This window comes from Streptomyces sp. NBC_01390, assembly GCF_045040105.1.
Taxonomy (GTDB): Bacteria; Actinomycetota; Actinomycetes; order Streptomycetales; family Streptomycetaceae; genus Streptomyces.
On sequence record NZ_CP109551.1, the window covers coordinates 791,221 to 809,274 of the forward strand.

Annotated in this window: 18 protein-coding genes; 11 read left to right on the forward strand and 7 right to left on the reverse strand. The window is 71.1% G+C overall.

Features of this window, described 5'->3' with window-relative positions:
- The first annotated feature begins 6 nt into the window (after positions 1-6).
- The gene (locus OG241_RS03320) at positions 7-1,206 is read left to right on the forward strand and encodes an ABC transporter substrate-binding protein (RefSeq protein WP_405813555.1); all 1,200 of its coding nucleotides are present in this window, start codon (positions 7-9) and stop codon (positions 1,204-1,206) included.
- 62 nt (positions 1,207-1,268) lie between these two features.
- On the opposite strand, the gene OG241_RS03325 is transcribed toward OG241_RS03320, so the two are convergent.
- The 3 genes from OG241_RS03325 to OG241_RS03335 all read right to left on the reverse strand — a co-directional run bounded on the left by OG241_RS03325 (position 1,269) and on the right by OG241_RS03335 (position 3,967).
- A complete protein-coding gene (locus OG241_RS03325) occupies positions 1,269-1,469 on the reverse strand; it encodes a YbdD/YjiX family protein (protein ID WP_405813557.1) in 201 nt (66 codons plus the stop codon).
- Positions 1,466-3,652 carry a carbon starvation CstA family protein gene (locus OG241_RS03330; protein WP_405813558.1) on the reverse strand — a complete coding sequence of 729 codons (2,187 nt, stop codon included), beginning with the start codon at positions 3,650-3,652 and terminating at the stop codon, positions 1,466-1,468. The genes OG241_RS03325 and OG241_RS03330 overlap by 4 nt, the downstream gene beginning before the upstream one ends.
- Positions 3,653-3,745: 93 nt before the next feature.
- Complete coding sequence (locus tag OG241_RS03335; RefSeq protein ID WP_405813559.1) at positions 3,746-3,967, reverse strand: DUF3311 domain-containing protein; 222 nt, start codon at positions 3,965-3,967, stop codon at positions 3,746-3,748.
- Positions 3,968-4,137: 170 nt separating this feature from the next.
- Here OG241_RS03335 and OG241_RS03340 point away from each other — a divergent pair, with 170 nt between their 5' ends.
- The 8 genes from OG241_RS03340 to OG241_RS03375 all read left to right on the forward strand — a co-directional run bounded on the left by OG241_RS03340 (position 4,138) and on the right by OG241_RS03375 (position 11,946).
- Positions 4,138-5,700, forward strand: a complete 1,563-nt coding sequence (locus OG241_RS03340; RefSeq protein WP_405813560.1) for a sodium:solute symporter — start codon at positions 4,138-4,140, stop codon at positions 5,698-5,700.
- Positions 5,697-6,335, forward strand: a complete 639-nt coding sequence (locus OG241_RS03345; protein WP_405813562.1) for a sigma-70 family RNA polymerase sigma factor — start codon at positions 5,697-5,699, stop codon at positions 6,333-6,335. The genes OG241_RS03340 and OG241_RS03345 overlap by 4 nt, the downstream gene beginning before the upstream one ends.
- On the forward strand, positions 6,332-6,703 hold the full coding sequence (locus OG241_RS03350) for a hypothetical protein (RefSeq protein WP_405813563.1): 372 nt from the start codon (positions 6,332-6,334) through the stop codon (positions 6,701-6,703). The genes OG241_RS03345 and OG241_RS03350 overlap by 4 nt, the downstream gene beginning before the upstream one ends.
- A gap of 81 nt (positions 6,704-6,784) precedes the next feature.
- The gene (locus tag OG241_RS03355) at positions 6,785-7,948 is read left to right on the forward strand and encodes an MFS transporter (RefSeq protein WP_405813565.1); all 1,164 of its coding nucleotides are present in this window, start codon (positions 6,785-6,787) and stop codon (positions 7,946-7,948) included.
- 350 nt (positions 7,949-8,298) lie between these two features.
- Entirely contained in the window at positions 8,299-9,138 is an 840-nt protein-coding gene (locus OG241_RS03360; protein WP_405813566.1) for an alpha/beta fold hydrolase, read from the forward strand.
- Between the two features lie 74 nt (positions 9,139-9,212).
- Positions 9,213-9,962: a maleylpyruvate isomerase family mycothiol-dependent enzyme gene (locus OG241_RS03365; RefSeq protein ID WP_405813568.1), complete on the forward strand. Its 750-nt coding sequence runs from the start codon at positions 9,213-9,215 to the stop codon at positions 9,960-9,962.
- A gap of 90 nt (positions 9,963-10,052) precedes the next feature.
- Positions 10,053-11,549 carry an MFS transporter gene (locus tag OG241_RS03370; protein WP_405813569.1) on the forward strand — a complete coding sequence of 499 codons (1,497 nt, stop codon included), beginning with the start codon at positions 10,053-10,055 and terminating at the stop codon, positions 11,547-11,549.
- Positions 11,550-11,622: 73 nt separating this feature from the next.
- Positions 11,623-11,946, forward strand: a complete 324-nt coding sequence (locus OG241_RS03375) for a DUF6332 family protein (RefSeq protein ID WP_405813571.1) — start codon at positions 11,623-11,625, stop codon at positions 11,944-11,946.
- Here the strand turns inward: OG241_RS03375 and OG241_RS03380 are convergent.
- The 3 genes from OG241_RS03380 to OG241_RS03390 form a co-directional block, all read right to left on the reverse strand.
- Positions 11,907-12,572 carry a response regulator gene (locus tag OG241_RS03380; RefSeq protein ID WP_405813572.1) on the reverse strand — a complete coding sequence of 222 codons (666 nt, stop codon included), beginning with the start codon at positions 12,570-12,572 and terminating at the stop codon, positions 11,907-11,909. The two genes, OG241_RS03375 and OG241_RS03380, sit on opposite strands and share 40 nt — an antisense overlap.
- Complete coding sequence (locus tag OG241_RS03385) at positions 12,569-13,819, reverse strand: sensor histidine kinase (RefSeq protein ID WP_405813573.1); 1,251 nt, start codon at positions 13,817-13,819, stop codon at positions 12,569-12,571. The genes OG241_RS03380 and OG241_RS03385 overlap by 4 nt, the downstream gene beginning before the upstream one ends.
- Positions 13,820-13,949: 130 nt before the next feature.
- The gene (locus OG241_RS03390) at positions 13,950-14,657 is read right to left on the reverse strand and encodes a TetR/AcrR family transcriptional regulator (RefSeq protein ID WP_405813575.1); all 708 of its coding nucleotides are present in this window, start codon (positions 14,655-14,657) and stop codon (positions 13,950-13,952) included.
- A gap of 177 nt (positions 14,658-14,834) precedes the next feature.
- Between OG241_RS03390 and OG241_RS03395 the strand changes: the two genes are divergently transcribed.
- On the forward strand, positions 14,835-15,290 hold the full coding sequence (locus OG241_RS03395; protein ID WP_405813576.1) for a nitroreductase family deazaflavin-dependent oxidoreductase: 456 nt from the start codon (positions 14,835-14,837) through the stop codon (positions 15,288-15,290).
- A gap of 39 nt (positions 15,291-15,329) precedes the next feature.
- Here the strand turns inward: OG241_RS03395 and OG241_RS03400 are convergent, their stop codons facing one another.
- Positions 15,330-16,538 carry a geranylgeranyl reductase family protein gene (locus tag OG241_RS03400; protein WP_405826022.1) on the reverse strand — a complete coding sequence of 403 codons (1,209 nt, stop codon included), beginning with the start codon at positions 16,536-16,538 and terminating at the stop codon, positions 15,330-15,332.
- A gap of 135 nt (positions 16,539-16,673) precedes the next feature.
- On the opposite strand from OG241_RS03400, the gene OG241_RS03405 reads away from it, so the two are divergent.
- A complete protein-coding gene (locus OG241_RS03405) occupies positions 16,674-18,029 on the forward strand; it encodes a dipeptidase (protein ID WP_405813577.1) in 1,356 nt (451 codons plus the stop codon).
- The last annotated feature ends 25 nt before the right edge of the window (positions 18,030-18,054 follow it).

The following is an 18,054-nucleotide window of genomic DNA, read 5'->3' on the forward strand; positions in this document are numbered from 1 at the left end:
CGGACAATGAGAAGACTCCGTCGCGCCGCAGGAACCACGGCCGTCCTGGCTGTGGTGGCGCTGACGGCCAACGCATGCGCCGACCAGGACTCCGCGGGAGCAGGCGGAGGCAACCCGTCGGAGATCCACATCGGGGCGTGGCTCCCCCTCACCGGTGCCACCGCCTCGTACGGCGTGCCCGAGAAGGCGGGCGCCGACGCGTACTTCAAGATGGTCAACGCACAGGGCGGTGTCAACGGACGCAAGATCCGGTGGACCGTCAGGGACAACGCGGCCGACCCGCAGCAGACCGTACAGATCGCGCGTGAACTCGTCGGCCAGGACAAGGTCGTGGCCATCGTCAACGCGAACGGCACCTCCCAGGCCGAGGCCGCCTTCCCGTTCGTCCTCACCCAGTCCAAGGTCCCGGTCCTCAACGAGGTGGGTGGCAGCGAGTCCTGGTACGACCCGCCCCGCCCGGGCCTGTTCGGTACGCAGACCCTCTACGAGGACCAGGCCGCCGCGGTCGCCGCGTGGGCGGTGCAGGACGGCGCGAAGAAGATCCTCGTCGTGCACAGTGACCCGGCCGCTTTCGTGAACGTGGCCGAGCAGGTCGAGCCGGTCGCGAAGAAGGTGAACCCCTCGGTCGAGGTCGACCGGCTGGCGGTCAAGTACCAGACCACGGACTACACACCGGTGATCAGCAAGGTCAAGGCCGCGAAGACCCAGGCGGTGATCCTGATCCTCACCTCCCCCGAAGCGGCGGCCTTCATGAAGGAGGCCAAGCTCCAGGGACTCTCACTGCCCACCTACGCCTACGCGCCGGTGGCGGCCGAGTCGACGATCTCCCTGGCCAAGGACGCCGCCGAAGGCGTCAAGGCGGTCCAGCTGGTCAAGGCGCCCTCGGACCCGGATCCCGCGGTGAAGGAGTTCCGCACGGCCATGGCGAAGTACGAGCCCGGTCAGGACGCCGGATTCCTCGCACTGTGGGGCTGGAGCAACGCGAAGGTGTTCGCCGAGATCGCCAGGACCGTCAAGGGGTCCGTCACGTCCCAGGCCATCAGCGCGGCCTACCAGAAGGCCTCCACCGTGGACCCGGGGGTGTCGCCGGTGATGAAGTTCAGCACGAGCGGCCACCTCGGCACGCGCAGTGTGCAGAGGGTGGAGGTGAAGAACGGCGTCTGGACGTCGGTCGGCGACTTCTACACGCCGCCCACCCGCGACTGAACCGTCCTGGGCCCCTGGCCCCCGGCCGAGGCCGGGGGCCAGGGGCCCAGGGTTCCCAGGTGTCAGCAGCAGCGGCTCTGCGGGTGGGTCTCCCGGTGCAGGGTGCGCAGTACCTCGTACTCGCGGCGGGTCAGCACAGGAGCGTGCGGGTGGTGGCCGAGGTGGCGGGCGCGGTAGCGGTCGTACTCGGCTTCTCCGGTCAGTTCGCGCAGGTACCAGCGCAGGTACCGGAACACGGCTCGCGGGCCGCGCGCGGCGTTCATGAGCGCGCCCCCACCAGGGGTTCGGCGGCGCCCTCCGGGATCTCGATGCGGGATTCGACGTACGGCGCCTCGGTCGTCGGGAGCGGGACGGGCGAGCGTACGGCCCGTACGCACACCACGGCCGCATTGACGATGACCACCGAGACCAGCAGCAGGAACAGGGCGATCAGGACGCCGTCGACCGTCGAGTTCGTGACCACGGTGTGCATGTCGTCGAGGGTCTTCGCGGGCGCCAGGACCTGGCCGGCGTCGATGCCGTCGGAGTACTTGGCGCGCTGGGCGAAGAACCCGACCCGGGGATCGGCGGAGAAGATCTTCTGCCAGCCGGCCGTGAAGGTGATCGCGACCACCCAGGCCAGCGGGACGCCGGTGATCCAGGCCCAGCGCAGTCGGCCGGACTTGATCAGCACGGTCGTGCAGACGGTGAGGGCAACGGCAGCCAGCAGCTGGTTGGCGATACCGAACAGCGGGAAGAGCTGGTTGATTCCGCCGAGCGGATCGGTGGCGCCGCTGTAAAGGAAGTAGCCCCAGGCAGACACGACGAGTCCGCTGCACAGCCAGATGCCGGGCTTCCAGTTGACCCTGCCGATGGGCTTCCAGACGTTGCCGAGCATGTCCTGGAGCATGAAGCGTCCGACCCGGGTGCCCGCGTCGACCGTCGTGAGGATGAACAGCGCCTCGAACATGATCGCGAAGTGGTACCAGAATGCCTTCAGGGCCGCCCCGCCGAAGATCCCGGAGAAGATCTCCGACATGCCGACCGCGAGGGTGGGTGCGCCGCCGGAGCGGGCGATCAGCGTCTGTTCCTCCACGGCCTTCGCCGCCTGTGTCAGCTGGTCGGGGGTGATGGTGAAGCCCAGTCCCGCCACCGCGTGGGAGGCGGATTCGGCGGTGGTGCCGAGGAGTCCGGCGGGGGCGTTCATGGCGTAGTAGAGGCCGGGTTCGAGGGTGGCGGCGGCGATCAGGGCCATGATCGCGACGAACGACTCCATCAGCATGGCCCCGTAGCCGATCATCCGGACCTGGGACTCCTTCTGGATCAGTTTCGGAGTGGTCCCGGAGGCGACCAGCGCGTGGAAGCCCGACAGGGCCCCGCAGGCGATGGTGATGAACAGGAACGGGAAGAGCGCACCCGCGAAGACCGGGCCGGTGCCCGAGGAGGCGAAGTCACTCACCGCGTCGGCGCGCATCACCGGCGCGGCGACCACGACGCCGACCGCGAGGAGCGCGATGGTGCCGATCTTCATGAAGGTGGAGAGGTAGTCGCGGGGCGCGAGCAGCATCCACACGGGGAGGACGGAGGCGACGAAGCCGTATCCGGCCAGGCAGAAGACCAGCGTGGTCGGGCTCAGGGTGAAGGTGTCGGCGAGCGAGGAGTTCTGGACCCAGCTGCCGCCGACGATCGCGAGCAGCAGCAGTGCGACCCCGATGAGGCTGGTCTCGACGACCCGCCCAGGGCGGATGACATGCATCCAGAAGCCCATGAACAGGGCGATGGGGATGGTCATGGCGACGGAGAAGGTGCCCCACGGCGAGTGGGCGAGTGCGTTGACCACGACCAGGGCCAGCACCCCGAGCAGGATGATCATGATGGCGAACACGGCGATCAGAGCAGCCGCGCCGCCCGCCCTGCCGATCTCGTCCCGGGCCATCTGCCCGAGCGACTTCCCGTCCCGGCGCATGGACAGGAACAGCACCACCATGTCCTGCACCGCCCCGGCGAAGATCACTCCGGCGACGATCCACAGGGTGCCGGGCAGGTAACCCATCTGGGCCGCGAGCACCGGCCCCACCAGCGGTCCGGCGCCCGCGATCGCGGCGAAGTGGTGGCCGAGCAGCACCCGGCGGTCGGTCGGCTGGAAGTCGACGCCGTCATCGAGGCGTTCGGCGGGAGTGGCCCGGCGGTCGTCGGGCTTCAGAACGCGCCGGACGATGAAGCGGGAGTAGAAGCGGTAGGCGATGGCGTATGAGCCGAGGGCCGCCATCACCAGCCAGACCGCGGAGATCTCCTCGCCCCGGGCCAGCGCGAGGACACCCCAGCCGACCGCGCCGACCAGGGCGACGACGGCCCACACCAGGATCGAGCGTGACGTCATCCGGGAGGGCCCGGAGGGACCCGAGGGGATGGACCGCGGGCCTTCCGGCGCCGGACGAGCGGATTCGGGCATGGCTGATGCGGGCATGGCGGCTCCTCACCTTGACGGTGGTTGGGTGATGGCTGAGCGCGCATCGGGTGCGCGGCTCAGCGGGGTGACGTCGATGGCCGGCCGAGCCGGTCAGGGGTCGCGGTCTTCCTTCCTGGTCAGCGCGTAGGCGGCGAGCAGACAGAGCCCGCTCCCCGGGACCCAGGCGAGCTGGTACCAGTAGAAGAACGGCATCCCGGCGAGATACGGCCTCGCACCGGCGTACCAGGGGACCCACAGCAGCCCCGCCGCGGGCGCGAGGAGCAGCACCGTGACGGCGACGCGCCGTAGTCGCTGGTGTCCGGTCCGTGCCATGACCTGCGCTCCTCTCCCGCTCGTTGTGGGTCTGTGCAAGAGTTGCCCACCCGCCGGAAACGGTTGACACCGAATTTCCAGAAGATTTCCCGCCGGATCCCTGTCCTCCGAACCGGCCGGCCGCGCAACTCTTCGGCGAGGGGTTTCAGGCACACCAAGGACGGTGACCCATGGCGGACAGCGCCATGACCACGACGTTCCTCGCCGTGATCGGCGGGGCGTCGCTGCTCGCCGTGACCGCGCGCCGCCTGCGCTGCAACGACCGGCTGCCCTCGCTGGAGGGCTGGGCGCTGGCCGACCGCAGCCTCGGCCCGGTGTGGACGTGGCTGCTGCTCGGCGGCACGATCTTCACCGCGTACACCTTCACCGCCGTGCCCGGACTGGCGTACGGCAACGGTGCGCCGGCGTTCTTCGCGGTGCCGTACACGGTGATCGTCTGCCCGCTCGCCTTCGTCCTGCTGACCCGGCTGTGGGCGGTGGCCCGGAGGCACGGTTACATCACCGTCGCCGACTTCGTGCGCGGGCGGTACGGCTCGCCGCCGCTGGCGCTGGTGGTCGCGCTGACCGGGATCCTCGCGACGATGCCGTATCTGGCGCTGCAACTCCTGGGCATACGAGCCGTGTTGACCGCCGGAGGCCTTTATCCGCGGGGCGCCGCCGGAGACCTGGTCATGGTGGCGCTGTTCGCGGGGCTGGCGGTGGCGACGTACCGGCACGGGCTGCGCGCACCAGCCGTCATCTCGGCGCTCAAGGCGGTGGCCGTCTTCGTGTCGCTGGGCGTCGTCTGCTGGCTGGTCCTCAACCGGTTCGGCGGCCCCGGGCCCGTCTTCGAAGGGGCGGCGCGGCGCCTCGGCGGAACGGACGCCGCCCACTCGCCGCTGCTCCTGTGCCCCGCCCAGCAGCCCGCGTACGCCACACTCGCCCTCGGCTCCGCGCTGGCGCTGCTGATGTACCCGCATGTGCTCACCGCCGGTTTCGCCGCCGACAGCACGCGTACCGTCCGCAAGGTCGCCGTGGCGCTGCCCGCGTGGACGGGGCTGCTGGCGCTCTTCGGCTTCCTCGGCATCGCGGCCCTGGCGGCGGGGGTGCGGGCACCGGAGGGCGGTGCCGAGGCGGCCGTGCCGATGCTGGTCGACCGGCTGATGCCCGGGCCGCTGGCGGGCCTGGTGTTCGGCGCGATCACCGTGGGCGCGCTGGTCCCGGCCGCCGTGATGTCGATCGCCGCCGCCACCAGCTTCGTACGCAATGTGTACGTCGAGTACGTACATCCGACGGCCACGCCCAAGCGGCAGGTGCGTATCGCCAAGGCGGTGTCGCTCACCGCGAAGGTGGGGGCCGTCGCGTTCGTGTTCGGGCTGCGCGACCAGGACGCCGTCAACCTCCAACTGCTCGGTGGTGTCTGGATCCTGCAGATCTTCCCGGCCGTCGCCGTCGGCCTGTTCACCGGCCGACTGCATCCGCGTGCGCTGCTCGCCGGGTGGGCCACCGGTATGGCGGCCGGCACGTTCATGGTGGTGCGCGAGGGTTTCTCGTCCATCGTGCCGTTCGGTCCCGCCGACCGGCCCCTCCAGATCTACGCAGGTCTGGCCGCCCTGCTGCTCAACCTGGCCGTGGCCGTGCTCGGCACTGCCGTCCTCGAACGTCTCGGCGTCCCGCGCGGCGCCGACGCGACCGACCTGCCGTCCCGCCTGACCGTCAGGCGACGCCCCGAGACGGGAGCGAACCACCCGTGAGACGCAGACAGCCCATGCCCCTGCCGGTGATGCCACCGGTGGCCGCGGCCCTGGCCGAACCGGCCGTCACCGCACCGCTCCTTCCACGCCCCGCCGCCCCGGGGGAGGCACTTGCCCCCGTGGCGGGCGATCCGGCCGAGGCCGAACGGGAGGCCGCCCTCGCCGGCCTCTTCGAGCTGCACTACTCCTCGATGCTGCGACTGGCCGTCCTGCTGGGTGCCGACGACCCGGAGAACGTGGTGGCCGAGGCCTATTACCAGCTCTACCGGAAGTGGCGGCGGCTGCGGGAGACCGGGGCGGCGGAGGCGTATCTGCGCTCCACCGTGTGCAATCTGACCCGGATGCGCATACGCCACCTCCAGGTCGCCCGACGGCATGTGGAGAACCCGCCCCCGCCGGACGACTCCGTCGCCTCCGCCGAGAGCACCGCTCTGCTCCACGACGACCAGCGCGTACTGATCGGCGCCCTGCAGCAGTTGCCCGCCCGGCAGCGCGAGGCGCTCGTCCTGCGCCACTGGCTGGGCCTCAAGGAGAGCGAGATCGCCGCCGCGATGGGCATCTCCTGCGGCTCGGTCAAGACACACACCGCACGCGGCATCGCCGCTCTGACCCAGGCGATGGAGACACGGCGATGAACGACACCAGCCCGGACCGGGCCGACAACGACTTCACGGAACAGGACCTCGCGGACCAGCCCTTCACAAACCAGGACCGCACACAACAGGACCGTACGGAAAGGGAGTTGCGCGCCGCCCTGGAGACGCTGGCCTGCGGAGTGAGCGCCGCCCCCTCCCCCGACGCCTACCGCACGGCGCGCGGCGACTGGCTGCGACGGGAGCGACGCCGTCGGCTCGTCCTCGCCGTGCTGATCGCCGTCGTGTTCACCCTCGCCGTACTGATCGGCCTGTGGGTCCTCAACCACGCCCCGTCCGACCCCGGCGTCATCTTCTCGGGGACACGGAACTCGATTGTCCCCGGCACGGTCCCGGGCGTCTCGCCCTGACCGTCGCTCTTGCCCCGATCACCGACACCACCCTAGCCTCAATTTGTGCCACAAATAAACAAAATCCGAACGCGCAACGCCATGCCGGGAAACACCCTCACCCGACTCCGCATCGCCCTCACCGTGTTCTTCGCCCTCGACGGCTTCGTCTTCGCCGGCTGGGTCGTGCGTATCCCCGCCATCAAGGAACAGACGGACGCCTCCGCCAGCGCCCTCGGCCTCGCCCTCCTGGGCGTCTCCGGCGGAGCCGTCGTCACGATGGTCCTCACCGGGCGCCTCTGCCGCCGCTACGGCAACCACCAGGTCACCGTCGTCTGCGCCGTCCTCCTCTGCCTCAGCGTCGCCCTGCCGCCGCTCACCCACTCCGCCCTGGCACTCGGCGCCGTCCTGCTGATCTTCGGCATGGCCTTCGGCGGCATCAACGTCGCCTTCAACAGCGCCGCCGTGGAACTGGTCGCCGCGCTGCGCCGCCCGGTCATGCCCAGCTTCCACGCGGCCTTCAGCCTCGGCGGCATGATCGGCGCCGGGCTCGGCGGACTCGTGGCCGGGGTCCTGTCCCCCACCCGCCATCTGCTCGGCCTCACCGTGATCGGGCTGCTCGTCACCCTCTTCGCGGGCCGCACCCTGTTGCGCCATCAGCCGCCCGGTTCACCGGAGAGCTCGGCGCCGCGGGAGAGCACTCCACGCCGCATGGACTCCCGCGCCCGCCGCCTGGTGTTCGTCTTCGGCCTGATCGCGCTGTGCACGGCGTACGGCGAAGGAGCTCTGGCCGACTGGAGCGCCCTGCACCTGGAGCAGGACCTGGACGCCACATCGGGCCTCGCGGCGATCGGCTACTCCTGCTTCGCGCTCGCGATGACCATCGGCCGGCTGACCGGTACGACGCTGCTGGAACGCCTGGGCCAGACCCGCACGTTGGTGTACGGCGGTGCGACCGCGGCGGTCGGCATGCTGCTCGGCGCACTCGCGCCCTCACTGTGGGCGGCGCTACTCGGCTTCGTGATCACCGGGCTCGGGCTCGCCAACCTCTTTCCCGTCGCCGTCGAACGCGCCGGCGCCCTGGCCGGACCCGACGGAGTCGCGATCGCGTCCACACTGGGCTACGGCGGCATGCTCCTGGGCCCGCCCGCCATCGGGTTCATGGCCGACTGGTTCTCCCTCCCCGTCGCCCTCACCAGCGTGGCCGCGCTGGCGGCCCTCGCCGCCCTGATCGGCGTGACGACGCGCCGCGTGGCTACGAACTGACCGTACGTCACCTCGCACCCGACGCATCAGTCGGCGACGCGGTACATCGTCTCGCCGAAGTCGACATGAAGGCCCCCGCCCGTCAGGCCCCAGGCCGACGAACGCACCCGTGAATCCCAGGGACCGGATCTGCCCGTCCACGATCTCCGCCGAGCCGCAGTCCGGTGGTGTCGCCGAGGCACACCTCGCCCGCTTCGTCGACGCTCACCGCACCCCGGTCGCAGCTCGCCACGTGCAGCACCGTCGGGGACCGCAGTGTCGAACACGTTCGCAGGCAACGCCCCCTGCGTGGTTCGGCCCCGCGCAAAACCCGGTTGCCCGGACGGAACGCCGCTGCGAGAGTCGTGGCCATGTCTGTCTTCTCCGCGTACGACGGAACCGAGCTGGCCTGTCGCGAACTCGGGGAGGGGCCACCGCTGGTCTGTCTTCCCGGCGGCCCGATGCGGGACTCCGACTACCTCGGGGACCTCGGCGGTCTGTCCGCGCACCGGCGTCTGATCATGCTCGATCTGCGGGGCACCGGCCGGTCCGCGGTGCCGGAGGACCCCGCGTCCTACCGTTGCGACCGTCTCGTGCAGGACGTCGAGGCCCTGCGCGAACACCTCGGCCTCGACCGGCTCGACCTGCTCGGCCACTCCGCCGGCACGAACCTGGCCGTGCTGTACGCGGCCCGGTACCCCGAGCGCGTCGGCAGCCTCGCGCTGATCACCCCGAGCGTCCTGGCCGTCGGCGTCACCGTCACCGGAGACGTCCGAATCCGGACCGCACAACTGCGCCGGGACGAGCCGTGGTTCCCGGAGGCGTTCGCGGCCCTGGAGGCCCTCGTCGCCGGCCGGCCCGACGCCGACACCTTTCAGGCCATCGCCCCCTTCTGGTACGGCCGCCTGGACGAGACCGCGCGTGCCCACCGGACGGCCGAGGACGAACAGCGCCACGCCGAGGCCGCGGCCGTCTTCGCCGCCGAGGGCGCCTTCGACCCGGCGGCCACCCGGGCGGCGCTCGCCTCTCTCGCCTCGCCGGTCCTCGTCCTGGCCGGGGAGGTCGACCTCAACTCCCCGCCACCCGCGATGGCCGAGCTCTCGGAACTGTTCCCGCACGCCGAACTCGTCGTCCAGCCCGGTGCAGGCCACTTCCCGTGGCTCGACGACGCGAACCGGTTCGTGGCGACCACCCAGGCGTTCCTGAGGTGAGCGACCACCGCCCGGACTCCTCCCAAACCTCTCAACTCCCGACTCACCCCACTCTCCCGACTGGAGCCAGCCTGATGGAAATCGTGCGTTTCGTGGAAATCCTGGACGCGCAGGGCCGGTTAATGGCCGACGCCGCCGAGCGAGCGGGGACCGACGCCAAGGTGCCGACCTGCCCGGGCTGGCAGGTGCGCGACCTGCTGCTTCACACGGGCGGGGTGCACCGCTGGGCCGCCTCCTACGTCGCCGAGCGGACCATGTCACCCCATCGCCCCGGCAGCCCGCCCGACCTCGACGGCGACGCGCTGCTCACCTGGTTCCGGGAGGGCCACCGCACCCTCGTCGACACCCTCGCCTCGGCCCCGCCCGACGTCGAGTGCTGGAGCTTCATGGCGGCCCCCTCACCCCTCGCCTTCTGGGCCCGGCGGCAGGCCCATGAAACCGCCGTCCACCGGGTGGACGCCGAGTCCGCCGTCGGTGCCGCACGCACGCCGCTCGCACCGGAGTTCGCCGTGGACGGCATCGAGGAACTGCTGCTGGGTTTCCACGCCCGCACCAAGAGCCGGCTCCGCACGGACGAACCCCGGGTGGTGCGGGTGCGGGCGACGGACAGGGACGACGCGGTGTGGACCGTACGTCTGTCGTCGGAGCCGGCGGCAGCCGAACGAACCACGGCTCAGGCGGCGTCGACGGCTCAGGAGGCCGACTGCGAGGTGACCGGCCCGGCGGCCGCTCTCTACCTGGCGCTGTGGAACCGGCAGCCGTTCCCCGGCGTGACCGGCGATCCCGAGCTCGCCGCCCTGTGGCAGGAGAGGTCCGCCGTCTGACGCCGACCCGCGTTCCGCACCACCGACCATTTTGTTGCATCCACATTAACTGCACTTGCATTCAATGCACGTGCATGTACTGTCTTCGACATGACCTCTCCGCTCACCACCCCAGCGACCGACGGACGCTGGACTCCCCGTCTGTGGGGCACCCTGCTGGTGCTCTGCGCCGCGATGTTCCTGGACGCACTTGACGTGTCGATGGTCGGTGTCGCACTGCCGTCCATCGGCTCCGAACTCGACCTCTCCACCTCGACGCTGCAATGGATCGTCAGCGGTTACATCCTGGGATACGGCGGACTCCTGCTCCTCGGCGGGAGGACCGCCGACCTGCTCGGCCGCCGTCAGGTGTTCCTCGTGGCGCTCGGCGTCTTCGCCCTCGCCTCACTGCTCGGCGGCCTCGTCGACTCGGGTCCCCTGCTGATCGCCAGCCGCTTCATCAAGGGACTCAGCGCCGCCTTCACCGCACCGGCGGGCCTGTCCATCATCACCACGACCTTCGCGGAGGGCCCGCTGCGCAACCGGGCCCTGTCCATCTACACCACCTGCGCGGCCACCGGGTTCTCGATGGGCCTGGTCCTCTCCGGCCTGCTCACCGAGGCGAGTTGGCGCCTGACCATGCTGCTGCCGGCCCCGGTCGCCGTACTCGCCCTGGTCGCGGGCCTGAAGCTGCTGCCGCGCAGCGAACGCGAGAAGGACCACAACGGCTACGACGTCCCCGGCGCGATTCTCGGCACCGCCTCGATGCTGCTGCTGGTCTTCACCGTCGTACAGGCCCCGCAGGTCGGCTGGGCATCCGCCCGGACCCTGCTGTCCTTCCTCGCCGTGGCCGTGCTGCTCAGCGTCTTCGTCCGCGTAGAGCGGCGCTCCGCCGGGCCGCTGATCCGGCTGGGTGTGCTGCGCTCCGGGCCCCAGATCCGCGCACAGCTCGGCGCGTTGACGCTCTTCGGCTCGTACGTCGGATTCCAGTTCCTCGTGACCATCTACATGCAGTCACTCCTCGGTTGGTCGGCGCTGCACACGGCGCTCGCCTTCCTTCCCGCGGGTGCGATCGTCGCGCTGTCGGCGACGAAGATGGGCGCGATCGTCGACCGGTTCGGCACCCAGCGGCTGATCGTGGCGGGATTCGCGCTGATGATCACCGGGTACGCCCTGTTCCTCCGGGTCAGCCTCGACCCGAACTACGCCACCCTGATCCTGCCGTCGATGGTCCTGATCGGCGGCGCCTTCGCACTGGTCTTCCCCTCGCTCAACATCCAGGCCACGAGCGGCGTCGACGACCACGAACAGGGCATGGTCTCCGGCCTGTTGAACACCTCGGTCCAGGTGGGCGGGGCGATCTTCCTGGCCGTCGTGACGGCGGTGGTCACCGCGGGCACCCCGGCGAACCCCTCGCCGCAGGCCGTCCTCGACGCCTACCGGCCCGGGCTGATCGTGGTGACGGGCATCGCGCTCGTCGGCCTGCTCGCCACACTCCCCGGACTGCGCACACGGCGTCCGGGCCGCTCCGTCGTTGTCGCGAAGTCCCTTCAGCAGCAGCAAGAGAAGGAGGCGGCGACGCCCGAATCGGTGGCGGCCCGCGACTGACCGGACCTGTCCAGCGTCCGAGCCCGGCCGGGGTGGCTTGCCCGGCCGGGCGTCCGGCTGTTTGACTCAGCGGATGGACAACTACGGGGCACACCTGGGGCAGGGCCGCGCGAGGGACTCCCAGGCACGGCGGGACGCGGTCACCGTGGAGATCGGCTACGCCCTGTGCAGCGCCGTGTTCCTCGCGGCCGTCGTCTTCGGGGTGGTGGCCGGTCCCGCGTGGGCCTTCGACCTGTCCGACGCCGCGCAGGGCACACTCGTCGCCTCGGGCGCGACACTGGGCGCCGTCCTGTTCACCGTGCGCGTGGTGAGCGTACTGAACCGCTTCGCCCGCGAGAACGGCGCCGCCGACGGGCCTCAGCCGAGCCAGCCCGGCCGCACCAACCCCGACTCGTAGGCCAGCACCACCAGTTGGGCCCGGTCGCGGACGCCCAGCTTCACCATCGTGCGGCTCACATGGGTCTTCGCGGTGAGCGGGCTGACGACCAGACGACGGGCGATCTCCTCGTTGGACAGGCCCATTCCGACCAGGGCCATCACCTCCCGTTCCCGTTCGGTGAGCCGGGCGAGGGCGTCGGCGGCGGCCGGTTCCTTCGAACGGGCCGCGAACTCGCCGATCAGACGCCGGGTGACTCCGGGCGACAGCAACGCGTCACCGGCGACCACCGCCCTTACGGCACGCAGCAGTTCGTCCGGCTCGGTGTCCTTCACCAGAAAACCGGAGGCGCCGCTGCGGATCGCCTCGAAGACGTACTCGTCGAGTTCGAAGGTGGTCAGCATGACCACCCTGACGTCGTTCAGCGCGGTGTCGCCGGTGATCCGGCGCGTCGCGGCGAGCCCGTCCAGCACGGGCATGCGGATGTCCATCAGGACGACATCGGGGCGCAGTTCACGTACCGCGCGCAGCGCTTCCTCCCCGTCGGCGGCCTCCCCTGCCACCTCGATGTCGGGCTGCGCGTCGAGCAGTGCCCTGAACCCCGCGCGGACCAACGACTGGTCGTCGGCGAGCAGTACACGGATCACCGGTCCTCCTTCGCCTTGAGTGGCAGCGCCTTGAGTGGCAGCCGCGCAAGCACCCGGAAACCGCCGTCCGCGCGCGGCCCCGCCTCGATCGTGCCACCGAGGGCGACGGCCCGCTCCCGCATGCCGGCCAGCCCGTTCCCGCTGCCACCCGCGTCGGCGCCGGTCGCGGGCCCGTCGTCGTCGACGCGGAGCCGCAGGGTGCCGTCCGCTTCGTCCACCTCGACCAGCACGCGCGCGTGCCGCGAACCGGAGTGCCGTACGACGTTGGTGAGGGCCTCCTGGACGATCCGGAAGGCGGCGAGATCGGCACCCGGCGGAAGCTTCGGGGCCGCGCCGCGCACCTCGACGGTCAGTCCGGCCGCCGCCGCCTGCTCCACCAGCTCGGACAGCCGGTTCAGCCCGGGCGCCGGAGCGCGCGGCGCGTCCCCCGGCGTACGCAGCGTGTCGAGCACCTGACGCACCTCGCCGAGCGCCTCCTTGCTGGCCCCTTTGATGGCGGTGAGCGCGGTGCGGGCCTGCTCGGGGTCGGAGTCGAGCAGCGCGAGACCGACCCCGGCCTGCACGTTGATGACCGAAATGCTGTGCGCGAGTACGTCATGCAGTTCGCGCGCGATCCGCAGCCGCTCCTCGTCGGCTCGCCGGCGGACGGCCTGGGCGCGCTCGGCGCGTTCCCGGTCCCACTGCTCCCGTCGCACCCTGACCAGCTCGGCGACCGCAACGATGGCCACCACCCAGGCGGCGACAACAAGCTCCTGACCCCAGGAGGCGGCCTCGTCGCCGGACGGCGGCAGCCACCGGTACAGCCAGTGCGCGATCAGTACGTGCCCGGCCCAGAGCATCCCGACGGCCGCCCACGCGGCCCCGCGGCGCCCGGCGACGACGGCGCTGAAGCAGCCCAGGGCCACGGTTAGGAAGACCGGCCCGTACGGATATCCGGCGCCGAGATACACCATGGCGGCAGCGGCGGTGCCGAAGGCGACGAGCACCGGATGCCGCTGCCGCCACAGCAGCAGCGCCGAACCGGCGACGAGCAGGAGACACGCGAAGAGGTCCAGGTGGGCGCGGTCCCCTTCCTGCCGGCCGGCGGCGAACTTCGAGCCGAGGAGCACGAAGGCGGTCAGCGGGACGACGGAACGCCAGGGCCACCGGCCGGCACCCCGGTCCGCCCCTGCCGGCCCCTCCCCGCGCCGGTACCCCCACCACCGGGGCGGGCCTCCCCCGCGTCCGCGTCCGCGCTGCTCGTCCATGTCCGCCACGCTAGACGGCGCCGCCCCTCGACGGCGTCCGCCGGGCGAGGTGATCACCCGTACTCCCCGGGGAGTACGAGGCCGGGGGCGCCCTTTCCGCCGCACCCGCCCCGACTCCTTCTCCCCTTCCTTACTCCTTCTCCCCCTCGGGGAACACGAGCCCCACCCCATGGGCGATCCGGCTGACGGCGTACCGGTAGAACCCCTCCCGGTCCTCCACCACCCGGTTGAACTGGCCGAACAGCTCGAACCCGACCAGCCCGTACACCTGCGCCCAGGCCGCGGCGAGCGCCACCGCCGTCTCCGGTGGCAGGTCGGGGGCGATGTCGGCGGCCAACCGCTCGGCCTCGGGGCGCAGTTCGGCGGGGATCGGGGTGAGTGCCACGCCTCGGCCCCGGTGGGCGTCGCGCACGACGGCGATCAGCAGCAGTCCGACGCGCGAGGCGGCCGGCACGGTGGTGGGGGGCGCCTTGTACCCGGGGACCGGGGAGCCGTAGATCAGCGCGTACTCGTGGGGATTCTCCAGCGCCCAGCCGCGCACCGCTTCGCACACCGCGACCCAGCGCCGCAGCGGGCCGGTGTCCGCGACTGCGGCGTGGGCGGCCTCGGCAGCCTCGCCCATGGAGTCGTAGGCGTCGATGATGAGGGCGGTCAGCAGGTCGTCGCGGCTGGGGAAGTAGCGGTAGAGCGCGGAGGAGACCATGCCGAGTTCACGGGCGACGGCCCGCAGCGAGAGTTTCGCGGCGCCTTCGGCCGCGAGCTGTCTGCGCGCCTCTTCCTTGATCGCCGAGGTGACCTCGATCCGGGCGCGGGCGCGGGCTCCTTTTGCGGTGCTCATGGGGGCAAGTGTCCCATGTTTCGGAGCAGTGCACACAATCGAGAGCATCGAACTAAAAAGAGAGCAGTGCTCTTGCTTTGGATCACCGATCTCCGGCAGACTGCTCTCAAGCGAGAGCAGTGCTCTCGCAACCAGGATCCACACGCACGCTCCCTGACCGAATTCCAGGAGGACACCATGCCGTCGCCGTCAGCCCACTACATGAAGCCCAAGGCGTTCGACCGGGTCATGAACGGATTCATCGGCTGGCTCGCACGCCACGGCATGAGCCTCATGGGCACCGCCGAACTCTCCGTACTCGGCCGCAAGAGCGGGGAGTGGCGCCGGGTGCCCGTCAACCCGCTGCCGTACGAGGGCGGCCCCTACCTCGTCTCGGCGCGCGGCCACTCCGAGTGGGTGCGGAACATGCGCGCCGCCGGCGGCGGACGACTCAAGGTCGGCCGCCGGGTACAGGAGTTCACCGCGGTCGAACTGCCGGACGCGGAGAAGCCGGTCGTGTTGCGTACCTACCTCAAGAAGTGGGGCTGGGAAGTGGGGCGCTTCTTCGGCGACGTCGACGTCAACTCGACCGACGAGCAGCTGCTCGCCGCCGCTCCCAAGCACCCCGTCTTCCGGATCACCATCACCTCCTGAACGTCCCTCGGCACCTCGCCGAGACCCGGGCGAAGCGCCTCAGGGCTTGTCGAGCACGGTGAGGGCGCGCCCGGCCATGGGGTGGGTGCGCACCAGCTCGCCCAGTGAGGTGGAGCCCCGGGTGATGTCCCGGAAGGCGTTCCACGCAGGGCGGAAACCGGTCAGGGCGGCGTGGAAGAGGCCGGGGCGCCGCTCGAACGCCTTCAGCATGCTCCGGCCGACGGCCATCTCGACCCCGAGTCCGGCCTTGATCGCGAACGCGTAGTTCAGTGCCTGCCGGCGCGTGTCCACGGCGTCGTTGGCCTCCGCGATGCGTACCGCCCACTCCCCCGCGAGCCGTCCTGAGCGCAGCGCGAACGAGATGCCCTCGCGGGTCCACGGCTCCAGCAGGCCCGCCGCGTCCCCGCAGACCAGCACCCGCCCTCGGGACAGCGGCGAGTCGTCGGCGCGGCAGCGCGTCAGATGGCCGGAGGAGATGCTCGGCTCGAAACCGGCCAGCCCCAGCCGGGCGATGAAGTCCTCCAGATACCGCTTGGTGGCCGCGCCCTCACCCCGCGCGGAGATCACACCCACCGTCAGGGTGTCGCCCTTGGGGAACACCCACCCGTAACTGCCGGGCATCGGACCCCAGTCGATCAGTACCCGTCCCTGCCAGTCCTCCGCGACGGTCTGCGGCACCGGGATCTCCGCCTCCAGGCCGAGATCCACCTGGTCGAGTTTCACCCCGACGTGTGCTCCTATGCGGCTGGCACTGCCGTCCGCGCCCACGACCGAGCGGGCCAGCACCGTCTCGCCGCCCTGCAGGACGACGGCGACCGTCCGCCGGTCCGGCACCGCGGAGCCGTGCTGCTCGACCCGCGACACCGTGACGCCCGTACGCAGCTCGGCGCCCGCCTTCTGGGCGTGCTCGACGAGCTGCTGGTCGAACTCGGGCCGGTTGATCAGCCCGAACAGCATCTGCTTGGAGCGACGTGTGCGGGTGAAGCGGCCGTTGTTCGAGAAGGTGACCGCGTGCACCCGGTCCCTGAAGGGCAGTTCGAAGCCGGGCGGCAAGGAGTCGCGCGAGGGGCCGATGATCCCGCCGCCGCACGTCTTGTAGCGCGGCAGTTCCGCTTTCTCCAGCAACAGCACACTGCGGCCCGCGACCGCCGCCGCATACGCGGCCGAGGCCCCCGCGGGTCCCGCGCCCACCACAACGACGTCCCACACCTGCGCCACGTCGTCCGCCGAAGAGTTCTCGCTGCTCACGATGGTCTGCTGCTCCTGGTCATCCGCCTGCCGCACCTGTTCCTCCGCATCCTACGGCGGGCGTCGCCACAGTCCGCTGTGGGAGGATCACAGGACTTCTCTGGCTACAACGTCGCACCCACAAGGAGCGTGCCCATGTCCTCGAATCCGGTCGCCGAGACCGTCGCCTCCCTCATGCCGAGGGCACGGGCGGAGCTCACCGAACTGGTGGCGTTCAAGTCGGTGGCGGACTTCGAGCAATTCCCGAGGAGTGAGAGCGAGGCCGCCGCCAACTGGGTCGCCGACGCGCTGCGCGCCGACGGGTTCCAGGACGTGGCCCTGCTCGACACCCCGGACGGCACGCAGTCGGTGTACGGCTTCCTGCCCGGCCCCGAGGGTGCGAAGACCGTCCTGCTCTACGCCCACTACGACGTGCAGCCGCCGCTCGACGAGGCCGGCTGGGTGTCCCCGCCGTTCGAGCTGACCGAGCGCGACGGCCGCTGGTACGGACGCGGTGCCGCCGACTGCAAGGGCGGCCTCATCATGCACCTGCTCGCGCTGCGCGCCCTCAAGGCGAACGGCGGCGTCCCGGTCAACGTCAAGGTGATCGCCGAGGGTTCGGAGGAGATGGGCACGGGCGGTCTGGAGCGGTACGCCGAGGAACACCCGGAGTTGCTCGGCGCCGACACGATCGTCATCGGCGACGCGGGCAACTTCCGGGTCGGGCTGCCGACGGTCACCTCGACGCTGCGCGGCATGACCATGCTCCGGGTCAGGATCGACACCCTGGAGGGCAACCTCCACTCGGGCCAGTTCGGCGGGGCCGCGCCCGACGCGCTGGGCGCGCTGATCCGCGTACTCGACTCGCTGCGGGCCGGGGACGGTTCGACGACGGTCGACGGACTCACGGACGAGGCGTCGTGGGACGGGCTCCAGTACGACGAGAAGCAGTTCCGCACGGACGCCAAGGTGCTCGACGGGGTGGAGCTGATCGGCTCCGGGCCGGTCGCCGACCGGATCTGGGCGCGCCCGGCGGTCACGGTCCTCGGCATCGACTGCCCTCCGGTGGTCGGCGCCACCCCGTCCGTGCAGGCGAGCGCCCGTGCGCTGGTCAGCCTTCGGGTGCCGCCGGGCGTGGACGCGGCGGCGGCGACCAAGCTCCTGCAGGCGCATCTGACGGCGCACACGCCGTGGGGCGCCCGGGTGACCATGGAGCAGATCGGCCAGGGCCAGCCGTTCCGCGCCGACACCTCCAGCCCGGCGTACGCGGCGATGGCCGAGGCCATGGCCGTCGCGTACCCGGGCCAGGAGATGCAGTACGCGGGCCAGGGCGGCTCGATCCCGCTGTGCAACACGCTCGCGTCGCTCTATCCGCGGGCCGAGATCCTGCTGATCGGCCTGAGCGAGCCGGAGGCCCAGATCCACGCGGTGAACGAGAGCGTGTCCCCGGAGGAGCTGGAACGCCTGTCGGTGACAGAGGCCCTGTTCCTCCGGAACTACGCCGCGTCCTGAGCCTCCCCGGCAGCCCCGCCCCGTC

Excerpts from the sequence above, each read along its gene's own strand:
- OG241_RS03320 (WP_405813555.1), top strand. The coding sequence starts at position 7 with ATGAGAAGACTCCGTCGCGCCGCAGGAACCACGGCCGTCCTGGCTGTG.
- OG241_RS03325 (WP_405813557.1), bottom strand. The coding sequence starts at position 1,469 with ATGAACGCCGCGCGCGGCCCGCGAGCCGTGTTCCGGTACCTGCGCTGG.
- OG241_RS03330 (WP_405813558.1), bottom strand. The coding sequence starts at position 3,652 with ATGCCCGCATCAGCCATGCCCGAATCCGCTCGTCCGGCGCCGGAAGGC.
- OG241_RS03335 (WP_405813559.1), bottom strand. The coding sequence starts at position 3,967 with ATGGCACGGACCGGACACCAGCGACTACGGCGCGTCGCCGTCACGGTG.
- OG241_RS03340 (WP_405813560.1), top strand. The coding sequence starts at position 4,138 with ATGGCGGACAGCGCCATGACCACGACGTTCCTCGCCGTGATCGGCGGG.
- OG241_RS03350 (WP_405813563.1), top strand. The coding sequence starts at position 6,332 with ATGAACGACACCAGCCCGGACCGGGCCGACAACGACTTCACGGAACAG.
- OG241_RS03355 (WP_405813565.1), top strand. The coding sequence starts at position 6,785 with ATGCCGGGAAACACCCTCACCCGACTCCGCATCGCCCTCACCGTGTTC.
- OG241_RS03360 (WP_405813566.1), top strand. The coding sequence starts at position 8,299 with ATGTCTGTCTTCTCCGCGTACGACGGAACCGAGCTGGCCTGTCGCGAA.
- OG241_RS03365 (WP_405813568.1), top strand. The coding sequence starts at position 9,213 with ATGGAAATCGTGCGTTTCGTGGAAATCCTGGACGCGCAGGGCCGGTTA.
- OG241_RS03370 (WP_405813569.1), top strand. The coding sequence starts at position 10,053 with ATGACCTCTCCGCTCACCACCCCAGCGACCGACGGACGCTGGACTCCC.
- OG241_RS03375 (WP_405813571.1), top strand. The coding sequence starts at position 11,623 with ATGGACAACTACGGGGCACACCTGGGGCAGGGCCGCGCGAGGGACTCC.
- OG241_RS03385 (WP_405813573.1), bottom strand. The coding sequence starts at position 13,819 with ATGGACGAGCAGCGCGGACGCGGACGCGGGGGAGGCCCGCCCCGGTGG.
- OG241_RS03390 (WP_405813575.1), bottom strand. The coding sequence starts at position 14,657 with ATGAGCACCGCAAAAGGAGCCCGCGCCCGCGCCCGGATCGAGGTCACC.
- OG241_RS03395 (WP_405813576.1), top strand. The coding sequence starts at position 14,835 with ATGCCGTCGCCGTCAGCCCACTACATGAAGCCCAAGGCGTTCGACCGG.
- OG241_RS03405 (WP_405813577.1), top strand. The coding sequence starts at position 16,674 with ATGTCCTCGAATCCGGTCGCCGAGACCGTCGCCTCCCTCATGCCGAGG.